Annotated in this window: 24 protein-coding genes; 13 read left to right on the forward strand and 11 right to left on the reverse strand. The window is 53.4% G+C overall.

From position 1 onward, the window contains the following. Nucleotides 1-3: 3 nt before the first annotated feature. Nucleotides 4-1,533 carry an NADH-quinone oxidoreductase subunit M gene (nuoM, locus tag JQN59_RS07650; RefSeq protein WP_003027692.1) on the forward strand — a complete coding sequence of 510 codons (1,530 nt, stop codon included), beginning with the start codon at nucleotides 4-6 and terminating at the stop codon, nucleotides 1,531-1,533. Between the two features lie 6 nt (nucleotides 1,534-1,539). Beyond that, nucleotides 1,540-2,997 carry an NADH-quinone oxidoreductase subunit NuoN gene (gene nuoN / locus JQN59_RS07655; RefSeq protein ID WP_003027689.1) on the forward strand — a complete coding sequence of 486 codons (1,458 nt, stop codon included), beginning with the start codon at nucleotides 1,540-1,542 and terminating at the stop codon, nucleotides 2,995-2,997. Nucleotides 2,998-3,055: 58 nt separating this feature from the next. Here nuoN and JQN59_RS07660 read toward each other — a convergent pair whose 3' ends face one another. Both JQN59_RS07660 and rbn read right to left on the reverse strand, forming a co-directional pair. After that, entirely contained in the window at nucleotides 3,056-4,060 is a 1,005-nt protein-coding gene (locus JQN59_RS07660) for a chemotaxis protein (protein ID WP_128317425.1), read from the reverse strand. Nucleotides 4,061-4,124: 64 nt separating this feature from the next. Further along, on the reverse strand, nucleotides 4,125-5,042 hold the full coding sequence (gene rbn, locus JQN59_RS07665) for a ribonuclease BN (RefSeq protein WP_149607671.1): 918 nt from the start codon (nucleotides 5,040-5,042) through the stop codon (nucleotides 4,125-4,127). A gap of 67 nt (nucleotides 5,043-5,109) precedes the next feature. Here rbn and JQN59_RS07670 point away from each other — a divergent pair, with 67 nt between their 5' ends. The 9 genes from JQN59_RS07670 to pmrD all read left to right on the forward strand — a co-directional run bounded on the left by JQN59_RS07670 (nucleotide 5,110) and on the right by pmrD (nucleotide 13,470). Continuing rightward, nucleotides 5,110-5,571 carry a GNAT family N-acetyltransferase gene (locus JQN59_RS07670; protein WP_008785342.1) on the forward strand — a complete coding sequence of 154 codons (462 nt, stop codon included), beginning with the start codon at nucleotides 5,110-5,112 and terminating at the stop codon, nucleotides 5,569-5,571. 63 nt (nucleotides 5,572-5,634) lie between these two features. After that, nucleotides 5,635-5,940: a stress response protein ElaB gene (gene elaB / locus JQN59_RS07675; RefSeq protein ID WP_003027683.1), complete on the forward strand. Its 306-nt coding sequence runs from the start codon at nucleotides 5,635-5,637 to the stop codon at nucleotides 5,938-5,940. 104 nt (nucleotides 5,941-6,044) lie between these two features. Beyond that, nucleotides 6,045-7,343, forward strand: coding sequence for an isochorismate synthase MenF (menF, locus tag JQN59_RS07680; RefSeq protein WP_149607670.1), 1,299 nt, complete (start codon nucleotides 6,045-6,047; stop codon nucleotides 7,341-7,343). An 87-nt stretch (nucleotides 7,344-7,430) separates the two neighbouring features. Next, nucleotides 7,431-9,101, forward strand: a complete 1,671-nt coding sequence (gene menD, locus JQN59_RS07685; protein WP_008785340.1) for a 2-succinyl-5-enolpyruvyl-6-hydroxy-3-cyclohexene-1-carboxylic-acid synthase — start codon at nucleotides 7,431-7,433, stop codon at nucleotides 9,099-9,101. Next, entirely contained in the window at nucleotides 9,098-9,856 is a 759-nt protein-coding gene (gene menH / locus JQN59_RS07690; RefSeq protein ID WP_149607669.1) for a 2-succinyl-6-hydroxy-2,4-cyclohexadiene-1-carboxylate synthase, read from the forward strand. Before menD ends, menH begins: the two co-directional genes overlap by 4 nt. A gap of 14 nt (nucleotides 9,857-9,870) precedes the next feature. Continuing rightward, nucleotides 9,871-10,728: a 1,4-dihydroxy-2-naphthoyl-CoA synthase gene (gene menB / locus JQN59_RS07695; RefSeq protein WP_003027671.1), complete on the forward strand. Its 858-nt coding sequence runs from the start codon at nucleotides 9,871-9,873 to the stop codon at nucleotides 10,726-10,728. Then, on the forward strand, nucleotides 10,728-11,690 hold the full coding sequence (gene menC, locus JQN59_RS07700; protein WP_149607668.1) for an o-succinylbenzoate synthase: 963 nt from the start codon (nucleotides 10,728-10,730) through the stop codon (nucleotides 11,688-11,690). The genes menB and menC overlap by 1 nt, the downstream gene beginning before the upstream one ends. After that, nucleotides 11,687-13,111: an o-succinylbenzoate--CoA ligase gene (menE, locus tag JQN59_RS07705; RefSeq protein ID WP_149607667.1), complete on the forward strand. Its 1,425-nt coding sequence runs from the start codon at nucleotides 11,687-11,689 to the stop codon at nucleotides 13,109-13,111. The genes menC and menE overlap by 4 nt, the downstream gene beginning before the upstream one ends. 95 nt (nucleotides 13,112-13,206) lie before the next feature. After that, a complete protein-coding gene (gene pmrD / locus JQN59_RS07710) occupies nucleotides 13,207-13,470 on the forward strand; it encodes a signal transduction protein PmrD (RefSeq protein WP_149607666.1) in 264 nt (87 codons plus the stop codon). A 2-nt stretch (nucleotides 13,471-13,472) separates the two neighbouring features. On the opposite strand, the gene arnF is transcribed toward pmrD, so the two are convergent. The 8 genes from arnF to nudI form a co-directional block, all read right to left on the reverse strand. After that, nucleotides 13,473-13,859, reverse strand: coding sequence for a 4-amino-4-deoxy-L-arabinose-phosphoundecaprenol flippase subunit ArnF (arnF, locus tag JQN59_RS07715; RefSeq protein ID WP_149607665.1), 387 nt, complete (start codon nucleotides 13,857-13,859; stop codon nucleotides 13,473-13,475). Continuing rightward, the gene (gene arnE / locus JQN59_RS07720; RefSeq protein ID WP_003834709.1) at nucleotides 13,859-14,194 is read right to left on the reverse strand and encodes a 4-amino-4-deoxy-L-arabinose-phosphoundecaprenol flippase subunit ArnE; all 336 of its coding nucleotides are present in this window, start codon (nucleotides 14,192-14,194) and stop codon (nucleotides 13,859-13,861) included. Before arnE ends, arnF begins: the two co-directional genes overlap by 1 nt. After that, nucleotides 14,191-15,849, reverse strand: coding sequence for a lipid IV(A) 4-amino-4-deoxy-L-arabinosyltransferase (arnT, locus tag JQN59_RS07725; protein ID WP_204528208.1), 1,659 nt, complete (start codon nucleotides 15,847-15,849; stop codon nucleotides 14,191-14,193). Before arnT ends, arnE begins: the two co-directional genes overlap by 4 nt. After that, nucleotides 15,846-16,748: a 4-deoxy-4-formamido-L-arabinose-phosphoundecaprenol deformylase gene (gene arnD, locus JQN59_RS07730; RefSeq protein ID WP_149607664.1), complete on the reverse strand. Its 903-nt coding sequence runs from the start codon at nucleotides 16,746-16,748 to the stop codon at nucleotides 15,846-15,848. Before arnD ends, arnT begins: the two co-directional genes overlap by 4 nt. Beyond that, nucleotides 16,745-18,727 (reverse strand): bifunctional UDP-4-amino-4-deoxy-L-arabinose formyltransferase/UDP-glucuronic acid oxidase ArnA, encoded by a 1,983-nt coding sequence (gene arnA, locus JQN59_RS07735; RefSeq protein ID WP_103014183.1) that lies wholly within the window; start codon nucleotides 18,725-18,727, stop codon nucleotides 16,745-16,747. Before arnA ends, arnD begins: the two co-directional genes overlap by 4 nt. After that, complete coding sequence (gene arnC, locus JQN59_RS07740) at nucleotides 18,724-19,707, reverse strand: undecaprenyl-phosphate 4-deoxy-4-formamido-L-arabinose transferase (RefSeq protein WP_008785329.1); 984 nt, start codon at nucleotides 19,705-19,707, stop codon at nucleotides 18,724-18,726. Before arnC ends, arnA begins: the two co-directional genes overlap by 4 nt. Before the next feature lie 2 nt (nucleotides 19,708-19,709). Beyond that, a complete protein-coding gene (gene arnB, locus JQN59_RS07745) occupies nucleotides 19,710-20,849 on the reverse strand; it encodes a UDP-4-amino-4-deoxy-L-arabinose aminotransferase (protein WP_048215869.1) in 1,140 nt (379 codons plus the stop codon). A 284-nt stretch (nucleotides 20,850-21,133) separates the two neighbouring features. Next, nucleotides 21,134-21,559, reverse strand: a complete 426-nt coding sequence (nudI, locus tag JQN59_RS07750; protein WP_048215870.1) for a nucleoside triphosphatase NudI — start codon at nucleotides 21,557-21,559, stop codon at nucleotides 21,134-21,136. A 317-nt stretch (nucleotides 21,560-21,876) separates the two neighbouring features. Between nudI and JQN59_RS07755 the strand changes: the two genes are divergently transcribed. Both JQN59_RS07755 and JQN59_RS07760 read left to right on the forward strand, forming a co-directional pair. Further along, nucleotides 21,877-22,419 carry a YfaZ family outer membrane protein gene (locus tag JQN59_RS07755; RefSeq protein WP_048215871.1) on the forward strand — a complete coding sequence of 181 codons (543 nt, stop codon included), beginning with the start codon at nucleotides 21,877-21,879 and terminating at the stop codon, nucleotides 22,417-22,419. 79 nt (nucleotides 22,420-22,498) lie between these two features. After that, entirely contained in the window at nucleotides 22,499-23,695 is a 1,197-nt protein-coding gene (locus JQN59_RS07760) for a nicotinamide mononucleotide deamidase-related protein YfaY (protein WP_149607663.1), read from the forward strand. Nucleotides 23,696-23,733: 38 nt separating this feature from the next. Here the strand turns inward: JQN59_RS07760 and JQN59_RS07765 are convergent, their stop codons facing one another. Then, nucleotides 23,734-24,663 (reverse strand): Rpn family recombination-promoting nuclease/putative transposase, encoded by a 930-nt coding sequence (locus JQN59_RS07765; RefSeq protein ID WP_048215873.1) that lies wholly within the window; start codon nucleotides 24,661-24,663, stop codon nucleotides 23,734-23,736. Nucleotides 24,664-24,726: the final 63 nt, after the last annotated feature.

The raw sequence follows: 24,726 nt of genomic DNA on the forward strand, positions 1-24,726 counted from the left end.
GCTATGTTATTACCCTGGTTGATATTAATTCCCTTTATCGGTGGCTTCCTGTGCTGGCAGACCGAACGCTTTGGCGTGAAGGTGCCGCGCTGGATCGCGCTGATTACCATGGGATTGACGCTGGCGCTTGGCCTGCAACTGTGGTTGCAGGGCGGCTATTCACTGACGCAATCCGCTGGCATTCCGCAGTGGCAGTCTGAATTTGTCCTGCCGTGGATCCCACGTTTTGGCATCTCTATTCATCTGGCTATCGACGGTCTGTCGCTGCTGATGGTAGTGCTGACCGGTCTGCTCGGTGTTCTGGCGGTACTTTGCTCCTGGAATGAAATCGAAAAATACCAGGGCTTCTTCCATCTGAACCTGATGTGGATCTTAGGCGGCGTGATCGGCGTGTTCCTTGCCATCGACATGTTCCTGTTCTTCTTCTTCTGGGAAATGATGCTGGTGCCGATGTACTTCCTGATCGCGTTGTGGGGCCATAAAGCCTCTGACGGTAAAACGCGTATCACGGCGGCGACCAAGTTCTTCATTTATACCCAGGCGAGTGGTCTGGTGATGTTGATTGCCATCCTGGCGCTGGTGTTTGTGCACTATAAAGCGACTGGTGTGTGGACCTTCAACTATGAAGAGCTGCTGAATACCCCGATGTCCCACGGTGTGGAATATCTGTTGATGCTGGGCTTCTTCATCGCCTTCGCGGTGAAAATGCCGGTAGTTCCGCTGCACGGCTGGTTGCCGGATGCGCACTCCCAGGCGCCGACCGCAGGTTCCGTTGACCTGGCGGGGATCTTGCTGAAAACCGCGGCTTACGGTCTGCTGCGCTTCTCTCTGCCGCTGTTCCCGAACGCGTCGGCTGAGTTTGCACCTATCGCAATGTGGCTGGGCGTTATCGGTATCTTCTACGGCGCGTGGATGGCCTTTAATCAGTACGATATCAAACGTCTGATCGCTTACACCTCCGTATCGCACATGGGCTTCGTACTGATTGCTATCTACACCGGCAGCCAGCTGGCGTACCAGGGTGCTGTTATCCAGATGATTGCGCACGGTCTGTCCGCAGCCGGTCTGTTCATTCTGTGTGGTCAGCTGTACGAACGTCTGCACACGCGTGATATGCGTATGATGGGCGGCCTGTGGGGCAAAATGAAATGGTTGCCTGCGCTGTCGATGTTCTTCGCAGTGTGTACGCTGGGTATGCCGGGTACAGGTAACTTCGTTGGCGAATTTATGATTCTGTTCGGCAGCTACCAGGTGGTTCCGGTCATTACCGTGATCTCGACCTTTGGTCTGGTGTTTGCCTCTGTTTACTCGCTGGCGATGCTGCATCGCGCTTACTTCGGTAAAGCGAAGAGCCAGATTGCCAGTGTTGAACTGCCAGGGATGTCGCTGCGTGAGCTGTTTATCATCCTGTTGCTGGTCGTGCTTCTGGTACTGCTTGGCTTCTATCCGCAGCCGATTCTGGATACCTCGCATTCTGCGATGAGCAACATCCAGCAGTGGTTTGTTAATTCCGTTACTACTACAAGGCCGTAAATCGCCATGACAATAACTCCACAACACCTGATTGCGCTGCTACCGCTGCTGATCGTCGGCTTGACGGTGGTGGTTGTGATGCTCTCCATTGCGTGGCGACGCAATCACTTCCTCAATGCCACGCTGTCGGTCATTGGGCTTAACGCCGCGCTTGTTTCGCTCTGGTTTGTTGGCCAGGCGGGCGCCATGGACGTCACCCCGCTGATGCGGGTTGACGGTTTCGCCATGCTCTACACCGGGCTGGTGCTGCTGGCGAGTCTTGCCACCTGTACCTTCGCTTACCCGTGGCTGGAAGGCTACGATGACAACCGGGAAGAGTTCTACCTGTTGGTGCTGATTGCCGCACTTGGCGGTATTCTGCTGGCTAACGCTAACCATCTGGCGGCGCTGTTCCTTGGTATTGAGCTGATCTCTCTGCCGCTGTTTGGTCTGGTTGGCTATGCGTTCCGTCAGAAACGTTCGCTGGAAGCCAGTATCAAATACACCATTCTGTCTGCCGCAGCGTCTTCCTTCCTGCTGTTCGGTATGGCGCTGGTGTACGCGCAGTCTGGTAATCTGTCGTTTGTTGCGCTCGGTAAGAGCCTCGGCGACGGCATGCTGCACGAACCGCTGCTGCTGGCGGGCTTCGGTCTGATGATTGTTGGCCTCGGCTTTAAACTCTCGCTGGTTCCGTTCCACCTGTGGACGCCAGACGTATACCAGGGCGCTCCTGCTCCGGTTTCCACTTTCCTGGCGACGGCGAGCAAAATCGCTATCTTCGGCGTGGTGATGCGTCTGTTCCTGTACGCACCGGTAGGGGATAGCGAAGCGGTACGTATCGTACTGGGCGTGATTGCCTTTGCTTCCATCATCTTCGGTAACCTGATGGCGCTGAGCCAGACCAATATTAAACGTCTGCTCGGTTACTCTTCGATCTCTCACCTCGGCTACCTGCTGGTGGCGCTGATTGCTCTGCAGAGCGGCGAGATGTCGATGGAAGCGGTTGGCGTTTACCTGGCCGGTTACCTGTTCAGCAGCCTCGGCGCGTTCGGTGTGGTCAGCCTGATGTCCAGCCCTTACCGCGGTCCGGATGCAGACTCTCTGTTCTCCTACCGTGGTCTGTTCTGGCATCGTCCGATCCTCGCGGCAGTGATGACGGTGATGATGCTGTCTTTGGCAGGTATCCCGATGACGCTGGGCTTTATCGGTAAGTTCTACGTACTGGCCGTCGGTGTACAGGCTAACCTGTGGTGGCTGGTTGCCGCGGTGGTGGTCGGTTCCGCGATTGGTTTGTACTACTACCTGCGTGTTGCGGTGAGCCTGTACTTGAGCGCACCGCAGCAGTTGAACCGCGATGCGCCGTCCAACTGGCAGTACAGCGCGGGCGGTATCGTGGTGCTGATTTCTGCTCTGCTGGTACTGGTGCTGGGTATTTACCCGCAACCGCTGATCAGCATTGTGCAGTTAGCGACTCCGCTGATGTAAACGAAATGCAGAAACGAAAAAACCCGCCTTGGCGGGTTTTTTTATGCGTGAAATACGGTCAGTTTAATAGCTGACGGCTCACCAGCGGACCGCTGATGCCTTTCGCTGTGCGATCCATCACTTCCTGGATCACTGAAGAAAGCTCATTGACTTCGAATTTGGCCACGTAGCCATCCGCTTTTACTCGGCGAACGTGATCTTCGTTCGCGCTACCGGAAAGCGAAGAGTGGATAACGACCGGGATTTTCTTCAGACGTTCGTCGGTTTTTATCTTACGGGTAAGCGTAAAACCGTCCATCTCCGGCATTTCGAGATCGGTGAGAACCAGAGCGATCTTCTCACTGACAGGCTTGCCCTCCGCCAGCGCTTCTGCGGAAAGCAGCTGTATTTTTTCCCACGCATCCTGACCTGTTACATGCATCAGATGCGGGATCTCCATGGCGTTAAGCCCTTTTTCCAGCATGGCGCGGGCCACTTTGGAATCATCAGCCACAATCGCCACCGCACCCGGCGTGATGTTGAATTTATTGGTTTTCAGATCGGTTGCGCGCAGGTCGTGGTTCGCCGGTACGATGTCGTACAGGATCTGCTCAACGTCGAGTACCAGCGCCAGGTTGTTGGTCTCTTTGTTGTCGTCCAGGCAAGCGATACTGGTGATATAGCGACCATTGACGGCTTTCTCGGCGGTATGCACCTGTTGCCAGTCCAGGCGCATAATATTTTCCACTGACTCCACCGCAAAAGCCTGGACGCTGCGGGCATATTCTGTGATCAACAGAATATTGAGTCCGGTCTCTGGCTTACAGCCCGCGACGGCGGGCAGGTCAATCACCGGGATCACCTGATCGCGAATGTTAACCATACCCAGTAACGGGGCCTTCATACCCGCCGGACGCGTAAAGGTCGGCATCGGCACTATTTCACGCAGCTTGAATACGTTGATGCCAAACAGCTCTGATTTCTGCTCCTCAACAGATTTGCCGAGGCGAAACAGCAGCAGTTCAAAACGGTTAGACAGGGTTAGGTTTGTCCTGTCATCAATATCTTTCTGGAAATTGTTCATCCTGTCCTCAGTGTGAAAGCCAGCCTTTCCACTGTTATCGGCACTGAGGCGGAAAAATAGAGCGTTAAACGGTGAAAATGGCGAAATCGTGAGCCAGTTCCGTGTCTGGAAATATTGCTTTGCACTCTTCGAGTAATCGCTGACAGCCTTTTTCATCGTAACGTGAGCTAACGTGGGTCATGATCAGGCGTCCCACTCCGGCCTCCAGCGCCAGCTGTGCGGCTTGTCGGGTCGAGCTGTGTCCGCGGCTGTTGGCTTTTTCCTCCATTGAGGCGTCCAGCGTGGTTTCATGTACCATCACATCCACACCTCGTGCCAGTTCAATGGCGGATGCGCAGGGTCCTGTGTCACCGAAAATAGCGACTGATTTTCCCCTGGTGGGCGGGGAAAGAAAATCGGCACCGTTAATCGCTCGACCATCCTCCAGCACGATGGTTTTTCCGGCTTTCAAATCCTGAAACCACGGGCCCGCTTTAACGCCTGCCGCCTTCAGGGCGCTAGCGTCAAGCGCACCCGGTTTGTCGTGCTCTTGAATGCGAAAACCGTAGCATTCCAGCGGATGCGCCAGCGGGTACGCCGTTACTTTTCGCAGGCCGTCATCCACAATCTCACCCGCGGTGATTTCTACAATATCCAGCGGATAATCGGTCCAGGAGCCGCTCAGACGCAATGCGGTTTCGGTAAACTCTCGCAACCCTTTTGGCCCGTAGAGCGTCAGAGGCTGGACATTGCCGGCCATTGAGCGACTGCATAGTAGCCCCGGTAAACCAAACAGGTGATCGCCGTGCAGATGGCTGATAAAAATACGATCGAGTTTTCCTGGATTGAAAGGCGTGGTGAGCATCTGATGCTGTGTCCCTTCGCCGCAATCAAAAAGCCACAGCCCCGCCTGAGTCGGGTGTTGCAGATTCAGTAAAATTGCCGTTACATTGCGTGAGCGCGTGGGGACTCCCGCAGACGTGCCTAAAAATAGTAATTCCATCTTTGCGTTACACTTTTCGCCATCAATAAGGCAGGGTGTTCAGGTTATCACAACATAGGGGCAGACAATGATTCACTGGCAAGATCTCCACCATGCAAAGCTGAGTACCCAACAACTGTACGCACTACTTCAGCTACGATGCGCGGTGTTTGTAGTTGAGCAACAGTGTCCGTACCAGGATGTGGATGGCGATGACCTGGCTGGAGAGAATCGGCATATTCTGGGCTGGCATAACGATGAGCTGGTGGCGTATGCGAGGATTCTGAAAAGCGATGACGAGCTGGAGCCGGTAGTGATTGGTCGGGTGATTGTAAGCGAAGCGCTGCGTGGTGAAAAACTGGGGCAACAGCTAATGGCCCAGACGCTAGCATCCTGCGCGCAACACTGGCCGCACAAGGCGTTGTATCTGGGCGCGCAGGCGCATCTGCAATCATTCTATGCACGCTTTGGCTTTGTTCCTGTTACGGATATCTATGACGAAGATGGTATTCCACACGTCGGAATGGCGCGGGAAGCACATCAGGCGTAAACAGGCGCAATCAGTCCAGGTTGTCTATAGTTAGCGGGTACGTCAATAGAAAGGGAGAATATAATGTCTTTTCATTCTTATGAATCACGTATCGATGATGATCTGGAATTATTAAGTGAAACGCTGGAAGAGGTGCTGCGTTCTTCTGGCGACCCAGCAGATCAAAAATACCTTGAGTTAAAAGCGCGGGCAGAGCGGGCGTTAGAAGAGGTGAGAAATCGCGTCAGCCATGCTTCTGACAGCTACTATTACCGTGCGAAAAAAGCCGTTTGTCGGGCGGATGACTATGTGCACGAAAAACCTTGGCGAGGAATCGGCGTTGGCGCCACGGTCGGTTTAGTGATGGGATTATTGTTAGCGCGGCGATAAATTCCGTTCTGTCATCGCATTTGTACGTACTCCCTAACTGGGGGTACTGCTTTTTCTGCTCAGTACCCCGTATAATGAGAGGTTTTTAACAGGGAGAGGTCCGCGTGCATTCAATCACTACTGCGCTGGAAAGTCTGATGCGTCATTTATCGCAAGAGATGCCAGCAGCACCTGGAATTCGTATTTACGATATACCTTTCCCACTGAATGATGCGTTTGACGCTTTAGGATGGCTGGCCAGTCAACCCGTCTGGCCCCAGTTTTACTGGCAGCAGCGTAACGGCGATGAAGAAGCCGCCGTATTAGGGACCGTCGCCGCATTTTCCTCGCTGGAATCAGCCCAGCAATTTTTACATCAGCATGATAATCATCCCGACCTGCGCATCTGGGGCCTGAATGCCTTTGAGCCTCAGAGTGGCAATTTACTGCTGCCGCGGCTGGAGTGGCGACGTTGCGCCGGAGTGGCGAGCTTACGCTTACATCTCTATAGCGACGTGTCGCTACGTGAAGACGCTGCACAAGCGATCGACTTCATCTCATCGCTTGCTCCCGTAAAACCTCTCCCTGCATTGCGTTTGAGTTTGACGGGAGAACAGCACTGGCCGGAGAAAGCTGGCTGGATAGACCTGATAAAACTCGCCACTCAAACGATCGCAGGAGAAGACCTCGATAAGGTCGTGCTGGCGCGGGCGACCGATTTACAATTTTCTCAGTCAGTTAATGCCGCTGCCGTGATGGCTTCCAGCCGTCGCTTAAATCTGAACTGCTACCATTTCTTTATGGCATTCTCCGCCGACACCGCTTTTCTTGGCTCTTCTCCTGAACGTCTGTATCGACGACGTGATACGGCGCTGCGCACCGAGGCGCTGGCCGGAACCGTGGCCAATCACCCTGAGGATCATCGGGCCTGGCAATTGGGCGACTGGCTAATGAAAGATGATAAAAACCAGCGCGAGAATATGCTGGTGGTCGAAGATATTTGCCAGCGTCTGCAAGGCTGTACGCAAACTCTCGATGTGCTGCCACCGCAGGTGCTCAGGCTGCGTAAAGTGCAGCACCTGCGCCGTTGCATCTGGACGGAACTGAATCAGGCCGACGATATGCTTTGCCTGATGCAGCTTCAGCCCACGGCGGCAGTTGCCGGTATTCCGCGTGAGCTGGCGCGTGAATTCATCCAACAAAATGAACCCTTTGAACGCGAGTGGTATGCCGGTTCAGCGGGTTATCTTTCTTTGCGCCAAAGCGAGTTTTGTGTGTCATTGCGTTCAGCGAAAATTAGCGCAAACGTGGTACGCCTGTATGCCGGGGCAGGGATTGTACGTGGCTCAGATCCTGAGCAGGAATGGCAAGAAATAGACAATAAAGCGGCAGGGTTACGTACTTTATTACAGATGGAAGGATAGTGATTTCGTGTATATTTCCGATTCATATCAAAAATCCATTTATTCGATTCTCTATACTGTGTCGCAATATTGATACCGGACAATCTCATGTCAGTAAGCGCATTTAACCGACGCTGGGCGGCGGTCATTCTGGAAGCACTCACTCGCCACGGCGTCAGGCATGTCTGCATTGCCCCTGGCTCTCGTTCTACACCGTTGACGCTGGCGGCAGCGGAAAACCCCGCATTCATCCACCATACCCATTTTGACGAGCGCGGTCTTGGGCATCTGGCTTTAGGTCTGGCAAAAGTCAGCCGGCAGCCTGTCGCCGTGATTGTGACGTCCGGTACCGCGGTGGCGAATTTGTATCCCGCGTTGATCGAAGCGGGCCTGACCGGTGAAAAACTGATTTTACTTACCGCGGACAGACCGCCAGAGCTTATCGACTGTGGCGCGAATCAGGCGATTCGTCAGGCCGGTATGTTTGCCTCGCATCCATCGCAAACGCTCTCTTTACCGCGTCCGACTCAGGACATTCCGGCAAGCTGGCTGGTGTCCACGATTGATAATGCGTTAGCTGCCCTGCATAGCGGGGCGGTTCATATCAATTGCCCGTTTGCGGAACCGCTGTATGGCGATATGGACGAAACGGGGATTGCCTGGCAGCAGCGCCTCGGCGACTGGTGGCAGGACGATAAACCCTGGCTGCGAGAAGCGCGTCGGCTGGAAAGCGACAAACAACGCGACTGGTTTTTCTGGCGACAAAAACGCGGCGTAGTCATTGCGGGCCGCATGAGCGCGGAAGAAGGTAAGAAGGTTGCGCAGTGGGCGCAGACGTTAGGCTGGCCGCTGATTGGTGATGTTCTGTCGCAAACCGGACAACCGCTGCCGTGCGCCGACCTGTGGCTGGGAAATGCGAAAGCGGTAGCTGAATTGCAGCAGGCGCAGATTGTGGTGCAGCTTGGTAGCAGCCTGACCGGAAAACGTCTGCTGCAATGGCAGGCGAGCTGCGATCCGCAGGAATACTGGATTGTCGATAATATCGAAGGCCGCCTCGATCCGGCCCATCATCGCGGCCGCAGGTTGGTGGCGAAAGTTGGCGACTGGCTGGAGCTGCATCCGGCGGAGAAACGTCAGCCCTGGTGTATTGAGATCCCTCGTCTGGCGCAACAGGCCTGGCAGGCGGTAGAAGCCCGTCGTGAGGCGTTTGGTGAAGCGCAACTAGCCCACCGTATCCGCGACTATTTGCCGGAGCAGGGCCAGCTGTTTGTGGGTAACAGTCTGGTGGTGCGCCTGATTGATGCGCTGTCGCAGCTTCCGGCTGGTTACCCGGTCTATAGCAACCGTGGCGCGAGCGGTATTGACGGCCTGCTGTCAACGGCAGCAGGTGTACAGCGTGCCAGCGCGAAATCGACGCTGGCGATTGTTGGCGATTTATCTGCATTGTATGACCTGAATGCGCTGGCGTTATTGCGCCAGGTTTCTGCACCGTTTGTCCTGATAGTGGTCAATAATAACGGCGGGCAGATTTTTTCCCTGCTGCCGACGCCAGCCAGCGAACGCGAACGGTTCTATCTGATGCCGCAGAACGTACATTTCGAGCATGCTGCCGCCATGTTTAACCTTAAATACCAGCGCCCGGAAAACTGGGAGCAGCTGGAGAGCGCGTTGACTAACGCGTGGCGTACCCCTGCGGCCACGGTGATTGAGCTGGTGGTGAACGAAACTGACGGGGCGCAAACCTTGCAGCAACTGCTGGCGCAGGTAAGTCATCTATGATCCTGCATGCGCAGGCGAAAGAGGGGCAGACGGGATTTCCCTGGCTGGTTTTCCTGCACGGTTTCTCTGGCGATTGCCGGGAATGGCAGACGGTCGGCGAAGCGTTTCAGGATTATTCGCGGCTATACATCGACCTGCCGGGACACGGTGGCTCCGCTGACATCAGCGTGAGCGGGTTCGATGACGTAAACGTTTTGCTGCGTAACACTCTACTTAGTTACAACATACTTAAGTTTTGGTTGGTGGGATACTCTCTTGGCGGCAGAGTCGCGATGATGGCGGCCAGTCAGGAGATGCCAGGGCTTTGTGGTCTGGTGGTTGAAGGCGGACATCCCGGCTTGCAAAGCGAGGAGGCGCGCGTGCAACGCCGTCTCTCGGATGGCTGCTGGGCTGCACGATTTCGCGCAGATCCGCTACGTGAGGTGTTTAATGACTGGTATCAACAGCCCGTTTTTTCCTCGCTGAACGCGAAACAAAGAGAGGCGCTGGTCGCACTGCGTAGCCAGAATAATGGGCAAACGCTGGCGGCAATGCTGGAGGCCACCTCGCTTGCCGTACAACCTGATTTACGTGCGCAACTCACGACGCGCACATTTCCGTTTTATTATTTATGTGGTGAACGTGACGAAAAATTCCGTGCTCTGGCGGCGGAAATATCAGTACCAAACCATGTGATTCGTAATGCCGGACACAACGCGCATCGGGACAACCCCGCGGGTGTAGTGGACTGTCTGGCTCAGATTCTGCGTCGCTGACTATAGGACATTTTATGATCTATCCTGATGAAACAATGCTTTACGCACCGGTAGAATGGCACGATTGCTCTGAAGGCTATACCGACATTCTTTACGAGAAATCCACCGACGGTATCGCAAAAATCACCATTAATCGTCCACAGGTACGCAATGCCTTCCGTCCGGTCACCGTGAAAGAGATGATCCAGGCGCTGGCGGATGCCCGCTATGATGACAACATCGGCGTAATTATTCTGACCGGTGCTGGCGACAAAGCGTTCTGCGCAGGCGGCGATCAGAAAGTGCGTGGTGACTACGGCGGATACCAGGATGACTCCGGTGTGCATCACCTGAACGTACTGGACTTCCAGCGCCAGATTCGTACCTGTCCGAAACCGGTAGTAGCGATGGTTGCAGGTTTCTCCATTGGCGGTGGCCATGTGCTGCACATGATGTGTGACCTGACCATTGCGGCTGAAAACGCCATCTTTGGTCAGACCGGCCCGAAAGTCGGTTCTTTCGACGGCGGTTGGGGCGCTTCCTACATGGCGCGCATCGTCGGTCAGAAAAAAGCGCGTGAAATCTGGTTCCTGTGCCGTCAGTACGATGCGAAACAGGCGCTGGATATGGGTCTGGTCAACACCGTGGTTCCGCTGGCGGATCTGGAAAAAGAGACCGTACGCTGGTGCCGTGAAATGCTGCAAAACAGCCCAATGGCGCTGCGCTGCCTGAAAGCCGCACTGAACGCCGACTGTGATGGTCAGGCTGGTCTGCAGGAGCTGGCAGGTAACGCCACTATGCTGTTCTACATGACGGAAGAAGGTCAGGAAGGCCGTAACGCCTTTAACCAAAAACGTCAGCCTGATTTCAGCAAATTCAAACGGAATCCGTAATGCGTAGCGCGCAGGTATACCGCTGGCAGATCCCCATGGACGCGGGGGTGATTCTGCGCGACAGGCGGTTAAAAACGCGTGACGGGCTGTACGTTTGTCTTCGTGACGGCGAGCGCGAAGGGTGGGGAGAGATCTCCCCGCTGCCGGGCTTTAGTCAGGAAAGCTGGGAAGAGGCGCAAACCGAGCTGCTGGCCTGGGTGAAAGGCTGGTTGCAAGGGGATGACTCCTTACCGCAACTGCCTTCGGTCGCCTTTGGCGTAAGCTGTGCGCTGGCCGAACTGGCTGGCGTATTGCCGCAGGACGCGGACTATCGTGCTGCGCCGCTGTGTACCGGCGATCCTGACGATCTGGTGCTACAACTGGCGGATATGCCGGGCGAAAAAGTGGCGAAGATCAAGGTCGGTCTGTATGAAGCGGTCCGCGACGGCATGGTAGCCAATCTGCTGCTTGAGGCGATCCCGGAGCTGCATTTGCGACTTGACGCCAACCGGGCCTGGACGCCGTTGAAAGCTCAGCAGTTCGCGAAATACGTTAATCCGGAATATCGCGAACGCATTGCCTTTCTCGAAGAGCCGTGCAAAACCCGCGATGATTCTCGTGCCTTCGCGCGTGAAACCGGCATTGCCATCGCCTGGGATGAAAGTCTGCGTGAAGCGGATTTCACCTTCGAAGCCGAAGAGGGCGTCAAGGCCGTGGTTATCAAACCTACGCTGACTGGCAGTCTCGATAAAGTCCGTGAACAGGTGGCTGCGGCGCATGCGTTTGGTCTTACTGCCGTTATTAGTTCGTCAATTGAGTCGAGTCTGGGCTTAACCCAGTTGGCGAGAATTGCCGCCTGGTTAACGCCGCAGACCATTCCGGGTCTGGATACCCTGAGTCTGATGCAGTGCCAGCAGGTTCGCACCTGGCCGGGTAGCACGTTGCCGTGTATCGACGTTGATGCGCTGGAACGTCTGCTATGACCCAGCAGGAAATGCCCGATAGCGTGAGCTTATCGGGCCTGGTGCAGTTCAGTGACTGGCCGTGGCGTCACTGGCGACAGGTTCGTGCGAAGGCGCCAGCCTTACGCCTCAACGATGAGGTATTAAGCTGGAGCGATCTCTGCACACGTGTAGATCATCTGGCCTGCGGTTTTGCCGCTCAGGGCGTGGAAGAGGGCGATGGTGTTCTGCTTCGCGCCTGGAATCATCCGCGCGCTTTGCTGGCCTGGCTCGCGCTGCTGCAATGTGGGGCGCGGGTTTTACCTGTGAACCCACAGTTGCCTCAGCCGCTGCTTGATGCGCTGATCCCGGACTTAACGCTACGTTTTGCGCTGGATCTGGAGGCCGCTATCGCACTTCCGGAACTCAGCCCGTTGCAGATGCGGTCGTTACCAGGCGATCGCGCCGCCGCGTGGTTGCCTGAACGTTTGAGCACGATGACGTTAACTTCAGGTTCTACCGGATTGCCAAAAGCGGCTGTTCATACCTGTCAGGCGCATCTGGCAAGCGCGCAGGGCGTACTGTCATTAATGCCGTTTGGTGCTGAGGATGACTGGCTGCTCTCGCTGCCGCTGTTTCATGTTTCCGGCCAGGGGATTTTGTGGCGCTGGTTGTTTGCCGGGGCGCGAATGACCGTGCGCGACAAGCAGCCGCTGGAGCAAATGCTGGTCGGCTGCACCCATGCCTCGTTGGTCCCTACACAGTTGTGGCGCTTGTTGGTCAATAAAACGCCGGTCACGCTCAAAGCGGTGCTGCTGGGCGGCGCGGCTATTCCTGTTGAGTTGACGGAGCAGGCGCACGAGCAGGGGATTCGCTGCTGGTGCGGTTATGGACTGACGGAATTCGCTTCTACGGTCTGTGCGAAAGAGGCGGATGGTCTGGCAGATGTGGGTTCCCCTCTGGTAGGCAGAGAAGTCAGAATCGTTGATGATGAAGTCTGGTTACGGGCTGCCAGCATGGCGCAAGGTTACTGGCGTAACGGACAGCTTATTCCTTTAGTGAACGCGGAAGGCTGGTTTGCAACCCGCGATCGCGGCGTGCTAAAGGACGGCAAGTTAACGATTGTCGGTCGTATGGATAATCTGTTTTTTAGCGGCGGGGAAGGTATACAGCCGGAAGAAGTGGAACGCGTGATTGCAGCGCATCCGCATGTTCTGCAGGCCTTTATTATACCAATTGAAGACAAAGAGTTTGGCCATCGCCCGGTGGCGGTCATTGAGTATGACGCTAATGCTGGAGAAACTAATCTGGCTGAGTGGGTAAACGATAAGCTGGCCCGCTTTCAACAACCGGTATGTTGGCTGACATTGCCGCCCGAACTCAAAGCCGGAGGGATTAAAATCTCGCGTCGTGCGTTGTCGGATTGGGTAAGCGCTTCATCGTTAGCATTAAGAAAACATTAATTACATTTCTCATTTCTGTCATTCCGCAGCTATTGTCCTTTTGTTTATGAGCTAATGTGTAACCTATTGTGAAATTTATTAACAATAGGTGCGCTATGGAATGGCATGTGAAGAAGACCTGCTGTCACAAAAAAGCAGGGAGACTCTATATCGTACTTTGCGATAGCGGTGGTTCGCTCAAGATGCTTGCCCAGGCGCAATCATCTGAGCGGATTAAGCCCGGCGATCTTCTTTCGCCGCTGAAGGATGCTCAGTATTGTATTAACCGCGATACATCTCGGGTGATTAAGATCATTGATGCCAGACAGTACATTTGTGATGAATGGGAACGTCTGTTACAACTGTCTAAAGATAAATAATCTCAGGACAGGTGTTTGCGTGAAGGCAGAAAAATCGTCATTAACCCTGCCATGATGCACAGTACCCCTGCCAGCGCTTTCACTGAAAATGTTCCCTGCCAGCCGGGCAGGATCATTGAGGCAACCCACACCAGCACATAGCTCAGGCTGAGTAGGGCATAGGCTTTGCTCAGCGCGAGTTGGTGTAGGGCTTTATGCCAGCAAATAACCGACAGCAAATACCCTGCCAGCCCGGCATATAAAGCAAACGCACCAATACTGACAGAGAATACGGCGGAGATGAACGCCAGCGGCTGCAGCATTGGCGGCAGATTATCCATCGCAAAGCCAAGGCTCAACTGGGCAGCAGAGGTGATAATAACGCTACATAATCCCCAAAATATGCCCATTACACTGCGCTCCCAAGAATAAATATGCCGGTAATGATTAGCCCAACGCCCAGCCAGTGGCGGGTTGTGACGGGTTCGCGCCAGATTTTCCATGCCGCGAGAGTAACCCAGACAAAGTTAAGGCTCAGCATGGGATAGGCAATACCGACAGGAATGTTTTGTAAAACCGCCAGCCATAGCAGCATGGCCAGACCGAGGCTTGCCAGAGCAAGCCCAATCCATTGCGTAATGTAGCGTTTTCGTGCACGAACAGACACCGGTCGGGTCGCCTGCTTCTGGCATAGCTGGCCGCAGACGCTGAGCAGGCTGGCGAGGACTAAGGCTATCCAGATCATTTGGGCCGATACTGAATCAGGACCAGACGCCCCTGATTATCAATGTAGTCAGCGGGAGGGATGGCAAGCTGATTAATATCTTCATTCTTATCAATCGAGAGCACGAGCGTAATGTTTCCTTGCTGTCGATGTTGCGCTAACCAGTCGGCAAAATTCTCCCGACTGACAAAGCGGCCTTGAGCATCCGGGTAGTTGAGGCCGTATTTTAACTCGCCCGTTTGTCCGTACATCATGATGTCGTCGCGCTTCAGGCTCCAGGCCAGTCCCGCAGCGACGCCAACGCTGTCGGTGAGAATATAACGGCTCGGCTCCAGCGATTCTTTGGTCATCTCGACAAAAAACTGCGGCTGTTTAGATTCCATCACCCGGTCAGGAATGGAGAAGCCAAATAACAGCGCCAGCCCTAATGGGCATAGTGCTGCGAATTTCCAGTTCTTCTCGCGGTTATTTAGCGTATACCAGCCAAAAATCGTCCAGATGATAAAGATGCCCCAGGCACAAAAAACCTTATACGTTTCGATATGCGACCAGACCGGCGTCTTCAATGGTCCCAGCGTGGAAACAATAAACGTAGCGACGATGCCGACGACACCAAATAGCACGTTGATCCAGCCATTGATGCGCAGGGATGCTGAGTCTTTTTCCGCAGCCTGCAGGCCGAAGCGCGCCGTTAATATCGCCAGCGGCGCGAAGCAGGAAAGAATATAGGTCGGCAGTTTTCCTTTCGCGATGCTGAAAAACAGAATTGGCATAATAATCCAGCTTAACAGGTACAGAGCACTGCGCGGAACATCCCGCTCACGCCAGCCCGTACGCAGCGCGCCGGGAAGCAGACCGAGCCACGGTAATGTGCCTGCCACAAATATCGGGATGTAGTACCAGATAGGAGCCTTATGCTGGGCATCATCCTGCGCAAAGCGCTGAATATGTTCAACCCAGAAGAAGTAATGCCAGAAATCCGGCTCGCGTTGTGCAATCGCTATACCCCACGGTAGTACGATCGCGATGCAGCCGATCACCGCCAGCAGACCGTAGAGAATGAGGTCTTTCCAACGCTTTTGGGCAAAAACCCATGGTAATACGCTAAGCACAGGGACGGCGAGTGCCAGAAAACCTTTGGTCATTACACCCATACCGCAGGTCAGCCCAAGCAACAAAAAAGCGATGATTTTGCGTGTTCTGGTGGTGGCCTGCATGCCTTCCCAAAAACAGCACATGCCCGCCATCAGCCAAAGCGCTATGATGGGATCAAGTACCGCGTAGGTGCCGATGCTGTAAACCGAAAAAAACGTTAAAAAGATAGCGGAGGAGAGTACGGCGGTACGCTTATCATGCCACAGTCGCATGGCAAGCCAGGCTACCAGTAATGCGGTCAACAAAGTGGCAAAAATAGCCCCCGCTCTGACACCAAAATTGTTTGCGCCAAACAGCCATTGTCCGATGCTGTTCAACCAGTATCCGGCAATTGGTTTTTCAAAATAACGCAGCCCTAAAAAGCGTGGAACGATCCAGTCACCAGAGTTGAGCATTTCCCGGCTGATTTCAGCATAGCGCGTTTCATCAGGCTGCCAGAGCATACGGCTGTTGATAGGTAAAATAAAATACAGTGCGATTAAAGCGATAAATGCCAGAGTGTAGCGGGCAGCAGGTTTCATGGTGTCACACTCACCGGTTGTTGGCAGCCGAGCCATCCCTCTCTGCCGGGTATTTTTCCACGTACTATCTGTCCTAACGGCAGCGTACTGATGTCGTCAGGTAACAGCTCGCCAAGCGAGCAGAATGTCATCCCCATGTCCGCGGCGCGAGTAAGCAGCTCGTCAAAGTTATGATGAAAGGCGATGCCTTCAACTTCCGCATGAATGGTGTACACCGGTGTTCCTCTGCTCATCTGGATGTGGGAGAGAATATAGGAGTTGAAGTCCACCGCCTGGACCTCCTGACCAACCACTTCATCCCATGTTGGTAGGGTGACGGGAATTTGTGGCGTCCCCGTTTTCCCGGATTCCAGCACCGGACGAAATAACGACGTTCCCCGACAGTCACTGTTATAGCGCAGATGGAATGCTTCTTTGGCATGGACGACACGGTTGTCGGCACGCCATCCGGCAACGGCAGAGCAGGTGACTGGCTGACCGATGATGGCTTCAAGTGTGGTGATACCTTGCGAAATATCATCAATCAGCTGTTTGTCATTCCAGTTTCCGCTTCGCGCCTGCCAGGCGTGATGATCCCAGGCATGCAAACCGGTTTCATGAATCTGGGCGGTTTGTGCAATGATTGCCGCGTTGGCCTGGCCAATCTCTTTTCCCGGCCATGCGGTTCCCGCCAATAAAATATCCCATCCGTAGAGTGATGCTGCGTTTGAACGCAGCATTTTCCACAGAAATTGCGGCTTCACCAGACGCCAGAGATGGCGTCCCATGTTGTCAGGCCCAACGCTAAAGAAAAAACTTGCCCGAACGTTATGTCGGTTTAATGTCTCCAGCAGGCGGGGCACGCCTTCGCGCGTCCCCCTGAATGTATCGACATCAATGCGCAAGCCTACTTTGGTCATGATGTGTGTTCCGTGATATCCACACTGCGTAAGAAGAAGTCCAGCGTCTCTTCTACCGTTTCCTGCATCTCAATGGTCGGTTCCCAGTTCAGGCAGCGTTTTGCATTGCGAATGTTAGGCTTACGATGCTCAACGTCTTGATAACCTTTACCGTAGTAGGTGCTGCTTTCGACGTCACGGAAACCGGCAAACGGCGGGAAGTGGTTACGCAACGGATGTTTTTCAAAGCAGGAAAGCAGCATTTCTGCCAGTTCCTGAATACTTGCTTCGTTCTGTGGATTACCGATGTTGATAATCTCACCGTCACAGCGGCCGCCTTCGTTTTCAATGATGCGGTACAGAGCTTCGATACCATCGCGAATGTCGGTAAAGCAGCGTTTTTGCTTACCGCCTTCAATCAGCTTAATCGGTGAACCTTCCACGAGGTTGAGGATCAGCTGTGTAATGGCGCGTGAGCTGCCGATACGCGCGGCGTTAAGGCTGTCCAGACGCGGTCCCATCCAGTTAAACGGGCGGAACAGGGTGAAGCGCAATCCCTCTTTTTCGCCGTATGCCCAGATAACACGGTCCAGCAACTGCTTGGATACGGAGTAGATCCAGCGTGGTTTATTGACCGGACCGACGATCAGATTCGAACTGTCTTCATCAAAGACTTTGTCGGTACACATGCCGTAGACTTCGGAGGTTGACGGGAAAATGATGCGCTTGCGGTATTTCACGCAGTAACGAATGATTTTCAGGTTCTCTTCAAAATCGAGCTCAAATACGCGCAGCGGGTTACGGGTATATTCGATAGGCGTTGCGATCGCCACCAGCGGCAGCACAACGTCGCATTTTTTCACATGATATTCAATCCATTCGGAGTGAATGCTGATATCACCTTCGACGAAATGGAATCGCGGATGTTGCAGGAAACGCCCAATGGCGTCGCTGCCAATATCGAGTCCATACACTTCGTAATTATCTTCTTGCAGCAGGCGCTCGGTCAGATGGTTACCAATGAAGCCGTTAACGCCGAGGATCAGTACGCGAGTACGGCGTTTGCTGGTGGTCACTGACTGGCTGTTCAGGCGAGAACCTGGCACCAGACCCAGAACTTGCGCCAGTTGTGAACCCTGCATTGCAATACCATCGCCAGCTTGTCCGGTAATAATCTCCAGTGCGCCATCGACACAGGCGATCAGTAAAGGAGACACGGAGATGACGGTGCCCGGCTGGGCCGCAATGTCGTTTGTGCAAACGCGCGATGACCAGACGGTGAACTTTTGCGTGCCGACATAGCTAAATGCACCCGGCCATGGATCGCTGACGGCACGGACCTGGTTATGTAATTCCGCAGTAGGCTTGTTCCAGTCGAGGAAGCTATCTTCCGGTGTGCGGCGACCAAAACAGGTCGCCTCTGCTTCCTGTTGGGAGAGTTCTGCATAATCTCCCGTTTTAATCGCGGGCAGCGCCTCTTCCAGCAGGTGACGCGCAGCCTGGCACAGCTTATGGTGCAGCGTTAACGCCACATCATCCGGTGAAATAGCGACACGCTTCTGGGCAACTATGGCACCAGCATCCGCGCGTTTGACCATGCGGTGAAGCGTGACGCCGGTTTCGGTTTCACCATTGACCAATACCCAGTTCAATGGCGCGCGACCACGGTATTTCGGCAGCAGCGAGCCGTGCAGATTAAATGCACCCTTAGGGGCAAGACTGAGGATCTCATCACTCAGTAAATGGCGATAGTAGAACGAGAAGATAACATCGGGTGCCAGTTGGCTAATGCGCTCAATCCACAGGGGATGATTAACCTCGTCTGGGGCGTAAACCGGAATACCGGCGCTGGCCGCGAGGCGGGAAACAGATCCAAAAAACGCTTTTTCACCCGGGTTGTCGGTGTGCGTAAAAATGGCAGCGATTTCATAACCTGCATCCATCAAGGCCTGGATACCCTGACATCCCATATCGTGATAGGCAAATACGACGGCTTTCATGCGCGGTTTTCCTCGGTTGACTGCGTAGTTTGTGGGCGGATAACGTGTTGAACAAAATAGCGGGGGCGGGCGCGGACATCGTTATAGATGCGACCGATATATTCGCCGAGTAAACCCATGCCAATAAACTGTGCGCCGATAAAGGTAAACAGGACGGCAAACAGCATGAATACCCCTTCTGCTGCCCACTGTGGGCCGAGCGTCAGGCGCAGAACAACAAGCAGGACTGATAAGGTAAAGCCCGTGGCAGCGATCACGCTGCCCAGCAGGCTCAACATGCGAAGCGGTGTTGTGGTAAGGCAAGTCACCAGGTCATACATCAGGTTGATCAGACGCATGAAGCTGTATTTGGAGTCACCAAATTCACGCTCTGCATGATGTACCGGGATCTCCGTGGCGCGACGGGCAAAAATGTTGGCCAGAATAGGGATAAAGGTGCTGCGCTCCTGGCAATGCAGCATGGCATCGACGATGTGACGGCGATAGGCGCGTAGCATGCAGCCGTAGTCGCCCATTGCTTTACCGGTGGTTCGTTGGATCAGATGGTTGATCATTCGTGAGGCGGTCTTACGAAATACGCTATCCTGACGGTTCTGGCGTACCGTGCCTACCACATCGAAACCCTCATCTGCAGTGGCGACCAACCGTGGGATCTCCTCCGGCGGGTTTTGCAAATCAGCATCCAGCGTGATGATCAAGTCTCCGGTGACATGGCTGAAACCGGCCATAATCGCCGAGTGCTGTCCGTAATTACGATTCAGTAAAATAGAGACAATATGGCTGTTCGGTGCCTGAGAGGCGTCCATCATCAACTGAGCGGAACGGTCGCTGCTGCCGTCGTCGATTAGCAGAATTTCATAGTCTTTGCCCAATTTCTCGCAGGCGTCGCTGGTGCGTCTGATTAACTCTGGCAGGCTTTCCTGTTCATTAAAAACGGGAATAACAACCGAGACTTTTTTAATCGGTGTGGCTTCAAACATGCTCATTGTCCTGCTATCTCGCGAAGCGCCGTAATGACCCGCTGAGTGTCATCGTCGGTCATGTCGGGGAATAACGGCAGCGAACAGATGCGTGCGCTATTCCATTCTGTATTTGGGAGCGAAAGGGTAGTGAAGCGTTCGCGATAATATTTTTGCGTATGGGCTGCACGAAAATGCAGGCCGGTGCCGATATCTTTGGCCTTTAGCGCTTCCATCAGCGCATCTCTGCTCAGGCCACAGCGCGCTTCGTCAACGCGAATGATGAACAGATGCCAGGCATGAACGTGCGACCACTGCGGTAGGCCCAGCGGTTGAAATGACGTATCAGCCAGCGCTTTTTGATAGTGCTGGGCAATTTGCGCCCGGCGTGAGTTCAGTTGCTCCAGCTTATTGAGCTGTACCAGCGCAATAGCGGCGTTAATATCCGTCAGGTTGTATTTGTATCCAGGTGCAAGCACTTCGGCTTGTGGTGCACGGCCGTAGGTTTGTCGATCAAAAGCATCAACGCCCAGACCGTGAAACTTCAGGCTGCGAAGCCGCTGAGCGAGCTGGCTGTCGTCGGTAACGATCAGTCCACCTTCCGCACAGGTGATATTTTTAATAGCGTGAAACGAGAAGATTGCCGTGCCGCGAGCACCGACATGACGGCCCTTATACAATGTCCCTACGGCATGGGCTGCGTCTTCTATTACCGGGATTCCATAACGCTCGCCAATGGCATAAATTGCGTCGAGGTCGGCGGGGGCGCCAGCATAATGTACTGGAACAATGGCTTTGGTTCGTGGGGTAATAGCAGCTTCAATTTGCTCAGGTGTCACCATAAGCGTATCGCGGTCGACATCGATCATCACTGGCGTCGCCCCCAGCAAAACAATCATGTTGAGGGTAGAAACCCACGTCATCGACGGCGTAATGACCTCGTCGCCTGCACCAATGCCCAGCGCCATCAGCGTAATGTGCATTCCTGCAGTGGCGGAGCAAACGGCGACGGCATGCTTATTCCCCGTGAGCTGGCAAAAAGCCTCTTCCAACTGTTGATTTTTCGGGCCGGTGGTTATCCATCCAGAGTCCAGAACCGCCTTCACTGCGGCAAGTTCTTCAGCGCCCATGGCCGGGCGAGAGAAAGGCAAAAAGTCAGACATCATTATTCCTTCAAGCCATTTAACGCCACCGAAGTTTTATTTTTAGTGATAAACAGGGGCGTCGTTAATTATTTCATCAGGCTACAAAGGTTAATGACTGAAGGTTAATTTATCCTTAAGAGTTTAAGGTTTGGGAACGATAGCTAAATAGAGGTGTTTTTTTGTTTATCTTAATGAAATTAAGTGTTTTTTTAGGTTTTTGCGACATTGCTGTTTGCTATAAGTTGAAGAGTGCAATGCCGCTATTCAGAATGTTAATTATATGCCGTTATTAAAATGATAACCTACAGTAACCCTTTTAAGGTTAACGTTTTACGCGTGGCGATATTTAAATCGTAGGCACTGAGATCTTCCGGTTTAACCCAGGCGAATGCCTGGAACTCTTCGTTAATCTTCACTTCACGATTCGCCGCGACACAATCGAAGATAAGATAAATCATGTAAATCTCTTCCTGACTGCCATCAGCATAGGTTTTAGTGCGAATATCATCACTGAAGGTCCAGGGGGTAATTTCTGATAACACCAGTTGCTCGCCCAGCTCTTCCCTCACTTCACGGCGCAGAGCTTCTTCAATACGTTCACCCGGTTCAACACCGCCGCCAGAAAGCGCCCACTGACCGGGAAACACACCGCGGTCATCAGCCATTTTGCAGAGTAAATAACAGCCATCGTTTTGAATTAATGGGCAAACAATCGTTCTTTGGCGCATCAGTCGAGTCCTTGTTGGGGAGGTAGAGAAAATTCCGTCATGCACGCATCTTACCTTTTGCTGGCGGCAGAAAAAATGTTTCATCGGTGATCAAGAGCGCTTTGGCAGGGAAAACAGGATGTTTGTTGAAAATGACGTTCTGGGACGTCCAACGGTGTAATTGGCACAAGAATTTAACCTTAAATAAATCTTGTGAGTAGTATTTAGTTACAATATGTCATTGCATCGCTTTTTTAGCTCATTGATTCCTCGCCATCTGACAGTACAATTCATCGGTTTTGGGGCTATGTTTTGATTCTTGCTGGAAAGGATAGAAAATGAAAAAAAGTTTAATGTTGGGTTTTGCCGGAATGCTGTTTGTTTCCGCGTCGGCGAGCGCGATTAGCATCAGCGGCCAGGCTGGCGAAGACTACACCAACCTGGGATTCGGTATGGGCACTGAGAGTACTGGTCTGGCCGTCAGCGGTAACTGGATGCATAACGATGACGACGGTGATGTTGCCGGGCTGGGTTTAGGTTTGAATATCCCACTGGGGCCGCTGATGGCGACCGTTGGTGGTAAAGGTGTTTATACTAATCCAAACGATGGCGATGAAGGCTATGCTGCTGCTGTCGGTGGTGGTTTACAATGGCCAATTGGCGATAGCTTCCGTCTGTTTGGTGAGTATTATTACTCTCCTGATTCACTTTCCAGCGGTATCGACAGCTATGAAGAAGCGAATGCCGGTGCGCGTCTGACCATTATGCGTCCGCTGAGCATCGAAGCCGGTTATCGTTACCTGAACCTGGCAGGCAAAGACGGCAACCGTGATAACGCGATTGCTGATGGCCCGTACGTTGGGGTTAACGCTAGCTTCTAACATTTCTGGCGCGGCGTTCAGTCGCGCCTTCCCCCCTCCATGCGTTATAGTGTTTTCATCATAAAAGCAGGAGAACACGATGTTAAACGTGGAGATGCTATCCACAGGGGATGAAGTGTTGCACGGACAAATCGTCGACACCAATGCCGCCTGGCTGGCCGATTTTTTCTTTAATCAGGGTTTACCGCTAACACGCCGCAACACGGTAGGTGACAATCTTAACGATTTGGTCGCCGTTTTGCGTGAGCGTAGCGAGCACGCCGATGTACTGATCGTTAATGGCGGTCTAGGACCTACCAGCGATGATTTGAGCGCGCTGGCAGCGGCAACGGCAAAAGGCGAAGGGCTGGTGCTGCATGAAGCATGGCTGGCCGAGATGGAGCGATATTTCCGCGATCGTGGCCGCGTGATGGCGCCGAGCAACCGCAAACAGGCTGAACTTCCGGCCAGCGCTGAGTTTATCAATAATCCGGTGGGTACCGCGTGTGGGTTCGCCCTGAAGCTTAACCGCTGCCTGATGTTCTTTACACCGGGTGTACCGTCAGAATTCAAAGTCATGGTGGAGCATGAGATCCTGCCTCGTTTGCGTGAGCGTTTCTCTTTGGCTCAGCCCCCGTTATGCCTGCGATTAACCACCTTTGGCCGTTCTGAAAGCGACCTGGCGCAGAGCCTGGATCCGCTCCCGTTGCCACCGGGAGTGACAATGGGCTACCGCTCCTCAATGCCGATTATTGAGCTGAAGCTGACCGGGCCGGATTCCCAACGGGAAGCGATGCTGGCGCTGTGGCCAGAAGTTAAGCGGGTTGCCGGGCAGAATATGATTTTTGAAGGTACGGAAGGCTTACCCGCGCAAATCGCCCGCACGTTGCAAGAACGGCAATTCAGCCTGACGCTGAGCGAACAATTCACCGGTGGTCTGGTGGCATTGCAGCTTTCTCGTGCGAATGCTCCGTTATTGGCGAGTGAAGTGGTTCCGCCCCAGGAAGAAACGCTGGCGCAAACGGCGCATTGGATAACCGAGCGACGCAGCAAGCATTATGCTGGATTAGCACTCGCGATATCGGCTTTCGAAAACGAACATATTAACTTTGCGCTGGCCACGGCTGATGGGACACACGCCTTGCGCGTACGGCTGAATGCAAATCGCTACAGTCTGGCGATTCGTCAGGAAGTGTGCGCGATGATGGCGCTAAATATGCTGCGCCGCTGGCTTAACAATCTGGAAATCGCTAGCGAACACGGCTGGATCGAAGTGGTTGAGTCGTTGACGATTTAATCACAGATTGGGAAGGCTAAATGCCTTCCCAATCTGGCTCATGCGGTGGTATCGCCAGGCAATAGCCCGGTAATTAACTGAACTAAATCACGATCAATACCTTGTTCCAGCATTATGTGAGCGATACGTAAGGCTTCTTCTTGCGTACCTTTTTGCACCCCTTGTTCTAACCCTTGCTGTATCCCTTCTTGCAGTCCATTTTGGTGGCCTTCCTGCCTGAGCCTCTCTGCAATTGTCATCAGCTTCTCCTTGTGATGGGGGGATCGTTCGGCAACTTCGCGGATAAACTCACTGACGCGAGAAACGTCGCCGTACCGTATCAGGTAATTAAATAGCGTTTGTAGCTGGCTGTCATTAGCAGTGCTTGTAATTAATAGCGAGACCAGGCGGTCCACTAACCCCATTAAATCACGATCGCGGATATGTTTTTGCATCAACTCAAGCAGCGCAACCCCGCGATGCTGCGCGATTTCATCGTCAGGTATTACGGTAATGTCGACCAGCGGAAAAGCCTCTGAATACAGTTGTCGTGCCAGTTGCGGATTTTCAAATTCATCCAGCCAGTTGAGCGACCAGGGATAGGGACTTTGTTGACCGTGATAAAACAACATGGGGATCACCAGCGGCAGCGTTTTATTCCCGGCATCAAGATGATGCTGCATCGCCGCGGTGGCATAACGCATCAGGCGAAATGCCATATGCGGTACCGCGGTACTCTGATGTTCAATAACACAATAAATATAGCCCTGACCTTCGCGGGTTTTTAGTGACCACACTACGTCGGAGTAGTATGCGCGGAGATCCTGCTCGATAAAACTGGTGGACTCCAGCTTCAGCGTTTGTAAATCACATATCTCACGTAATGCGATGGGAAGGTGTATATCCAGAAAATCCCGAGCCATCTCAGGGTAAGACATTATCTTTTTAAAAACGGCATCATGCGGTATAGATGTAGTGGATTTAGCCATGGTAGTCCGTCACCAGAAAGAGAAGATGGCGTGACGGTATCCACTTTTAATATGCGCTGCATG

Origin of the sequence: Citrobacter sp. B72, assembly GCF_016894305.1 — a bacterium.
Taxonomy (GTDB): Bacteria; Pseudomonadota; Gammaproteobacteria; order Enterobacterales; family Enterobacteriaceae; genus Citrobacter; species Citrobacter portucalensis.

What these genes read in the sequence shown, in the direction of transcription:
- nuoM (WP_003027692.1), top strand. Translation starts at nt 4, where the DNA reads ATGTTATTACCCTGGTTGATATTAATTCCCTTTATCGGTGGCTTCCTG.
- nuoN (WP_003027689.1), top strand. Translation starts at nt 1,540, where the DNA reads ATGACAATAACTCCACAACACCTGATTGCGCTGCTACCGCTGCTGATC.
- JQN59_RS07660 (WP_128317425.1), bottom strand. Translation starts at nt 4,060, where the DNA reads ATGAACAATTTCCAGAAAGATATTGATGACAGGACAAACCTAACCCTG.
- rbn (WP_149607671.1), bottom strand. Translation starts at nt 5,042, where the DNA reads ATGGAATTACTATTTTTAGGCACGTCTGCGGGAGTCCCCACGCGCTCA.
- JQN59_RS07670 (WP_008785342.1), top strand. Translation starts at nt 5,110, where the DNA reads ATGATTCACTGGCAAGATCTCCACCATGCAAAGCTGAGTACCCAACAA.
- elaB (WP_003027683.1), top strand. Translation starts at nt 5,635, where the DNA reads ATGTCTTTTCATTCTTATGAATCACGTATCGATGATGATCTGGAATTA.
- menD (WP_008785340.1), top strand. Translation starts at nt 7,431, where the DNA reads ATGTCAGTAAGCGCATTTAACCGACGCTGGGCGGCGGTCATTCTGGAA.
- menH (WP_149607669.1), top strand. Translation starts at nt 9,098, where the DNA reads ATGATCCTGCATGCGCAGGCGAAAGAGGGGCAGACGGGATTTCCCTGG.
- menB (WP_003027671.1), top strand. Translation starts at nt 9,871, where the DNA reads ATGATCTATCCTGATGAAACAATGCTTTACGCACCGGTAGAATGGCAC.
- menC (WP_149607668.1), top strand. Translation starts at nt 10,728, where the DNA reads ATGCGTAGCGCGCAGGTATACCGCTGGCAGATCCCCATGGACGCGGGG.
- menE (WP_149607667.1), top strand. Translation starts at nt 11,687, where the DNA reads ATGACCCAGCAGGAAATGCCCGATAGCGTGAGCTTATCGGGCCTGGTG.
- pmrD (WP_149607666.1), top strand. Translation starts at nt 13,207, where the DNA reads ATGGAATGGCATGTGAAGAAGACCTGCTGTCACAAAAAAGCAGGGAGA.
- arnF (WP_149607665.1), bottom strand. Translation starts at nt 13,859, where the DNA reads ATGGGCATATTTTGGGGATTATGTAGCGTTATTATCACCTCTGCTGCC.
- arnE (WP_003834709.1), bottom strand. Translation starts at nt 14,194, where the DNA reads ATGATCTGGATAGCCTTAGTCCTCGCCAGCCTGCTCAGCGTCTGCGGC.
- arnT (WP_204528208.1), bottom strand. Translation starts at nt 15,849, where the DNA reads ATGAAACCTGCTGCCCGCTACACTCTGGCATTTATCGCTTTAATCGCA.
- arnD (WP_149607664.1), bottom strand. Translation starts at nt 16,748, where the DNA reads ATGACCAAAGTAGGCTTGCGCATTGATGTCGATACATTCAGGGGGACG.
- arnA (WP_103014183.1), bottom strand. Translation starts at nt 18,727, where the DNA reads ATGAAAGCCGTCGTATTTGCCTATCACGATATGGGATGTCAGGGTATC.
- arnC (WP_008785329.1), bottom strand. Translation starts at nt 19,707, where the DNA reads ATGTTTGAAGCCACACCGATTAAAAAAGTCTCGGTTGTTATTCCCGTT.
- arnB (WP_048215869.1), bottom strand. Translation starts at nt 20,849, where the DNA reads ATGTCTGACTTTTTGCCTTTCTCTCGCCCGGCCATGGGCGCTGAAGAA.
- nudI (WP_048215870.1), bottom strand. Translation starts at nt 21,559, where the DNA reads ATGCGCCAAAGAACGATTGTTTGCCCATTAATTCAAAACGATGGCTGT.
- JQN59_RS07755 (WP_048215871.1), top strand. Translation starts at nt 21,877, where the DNA reads ATGAAAAAAAGTTTAATGTTGGGTTTTGCCGGAATGCTGTTTGTTTCC.
- JQN59_RS07760 (WP_149607663.1), top strand. Translation starts at nt 22,499, where the DNA reads ATGTTAAACGTGGAGATGCTATCCACAGGGGATGAAGTGTTGCACGGA.
- JQN59_RS07765 (WP_048215873.1), bottom strand. Translation starts at nt 24,663, where the DNA reads ATGGCTAAATCCACTACATCTATACCGCATGATGCCGTTTTTAAAAAG.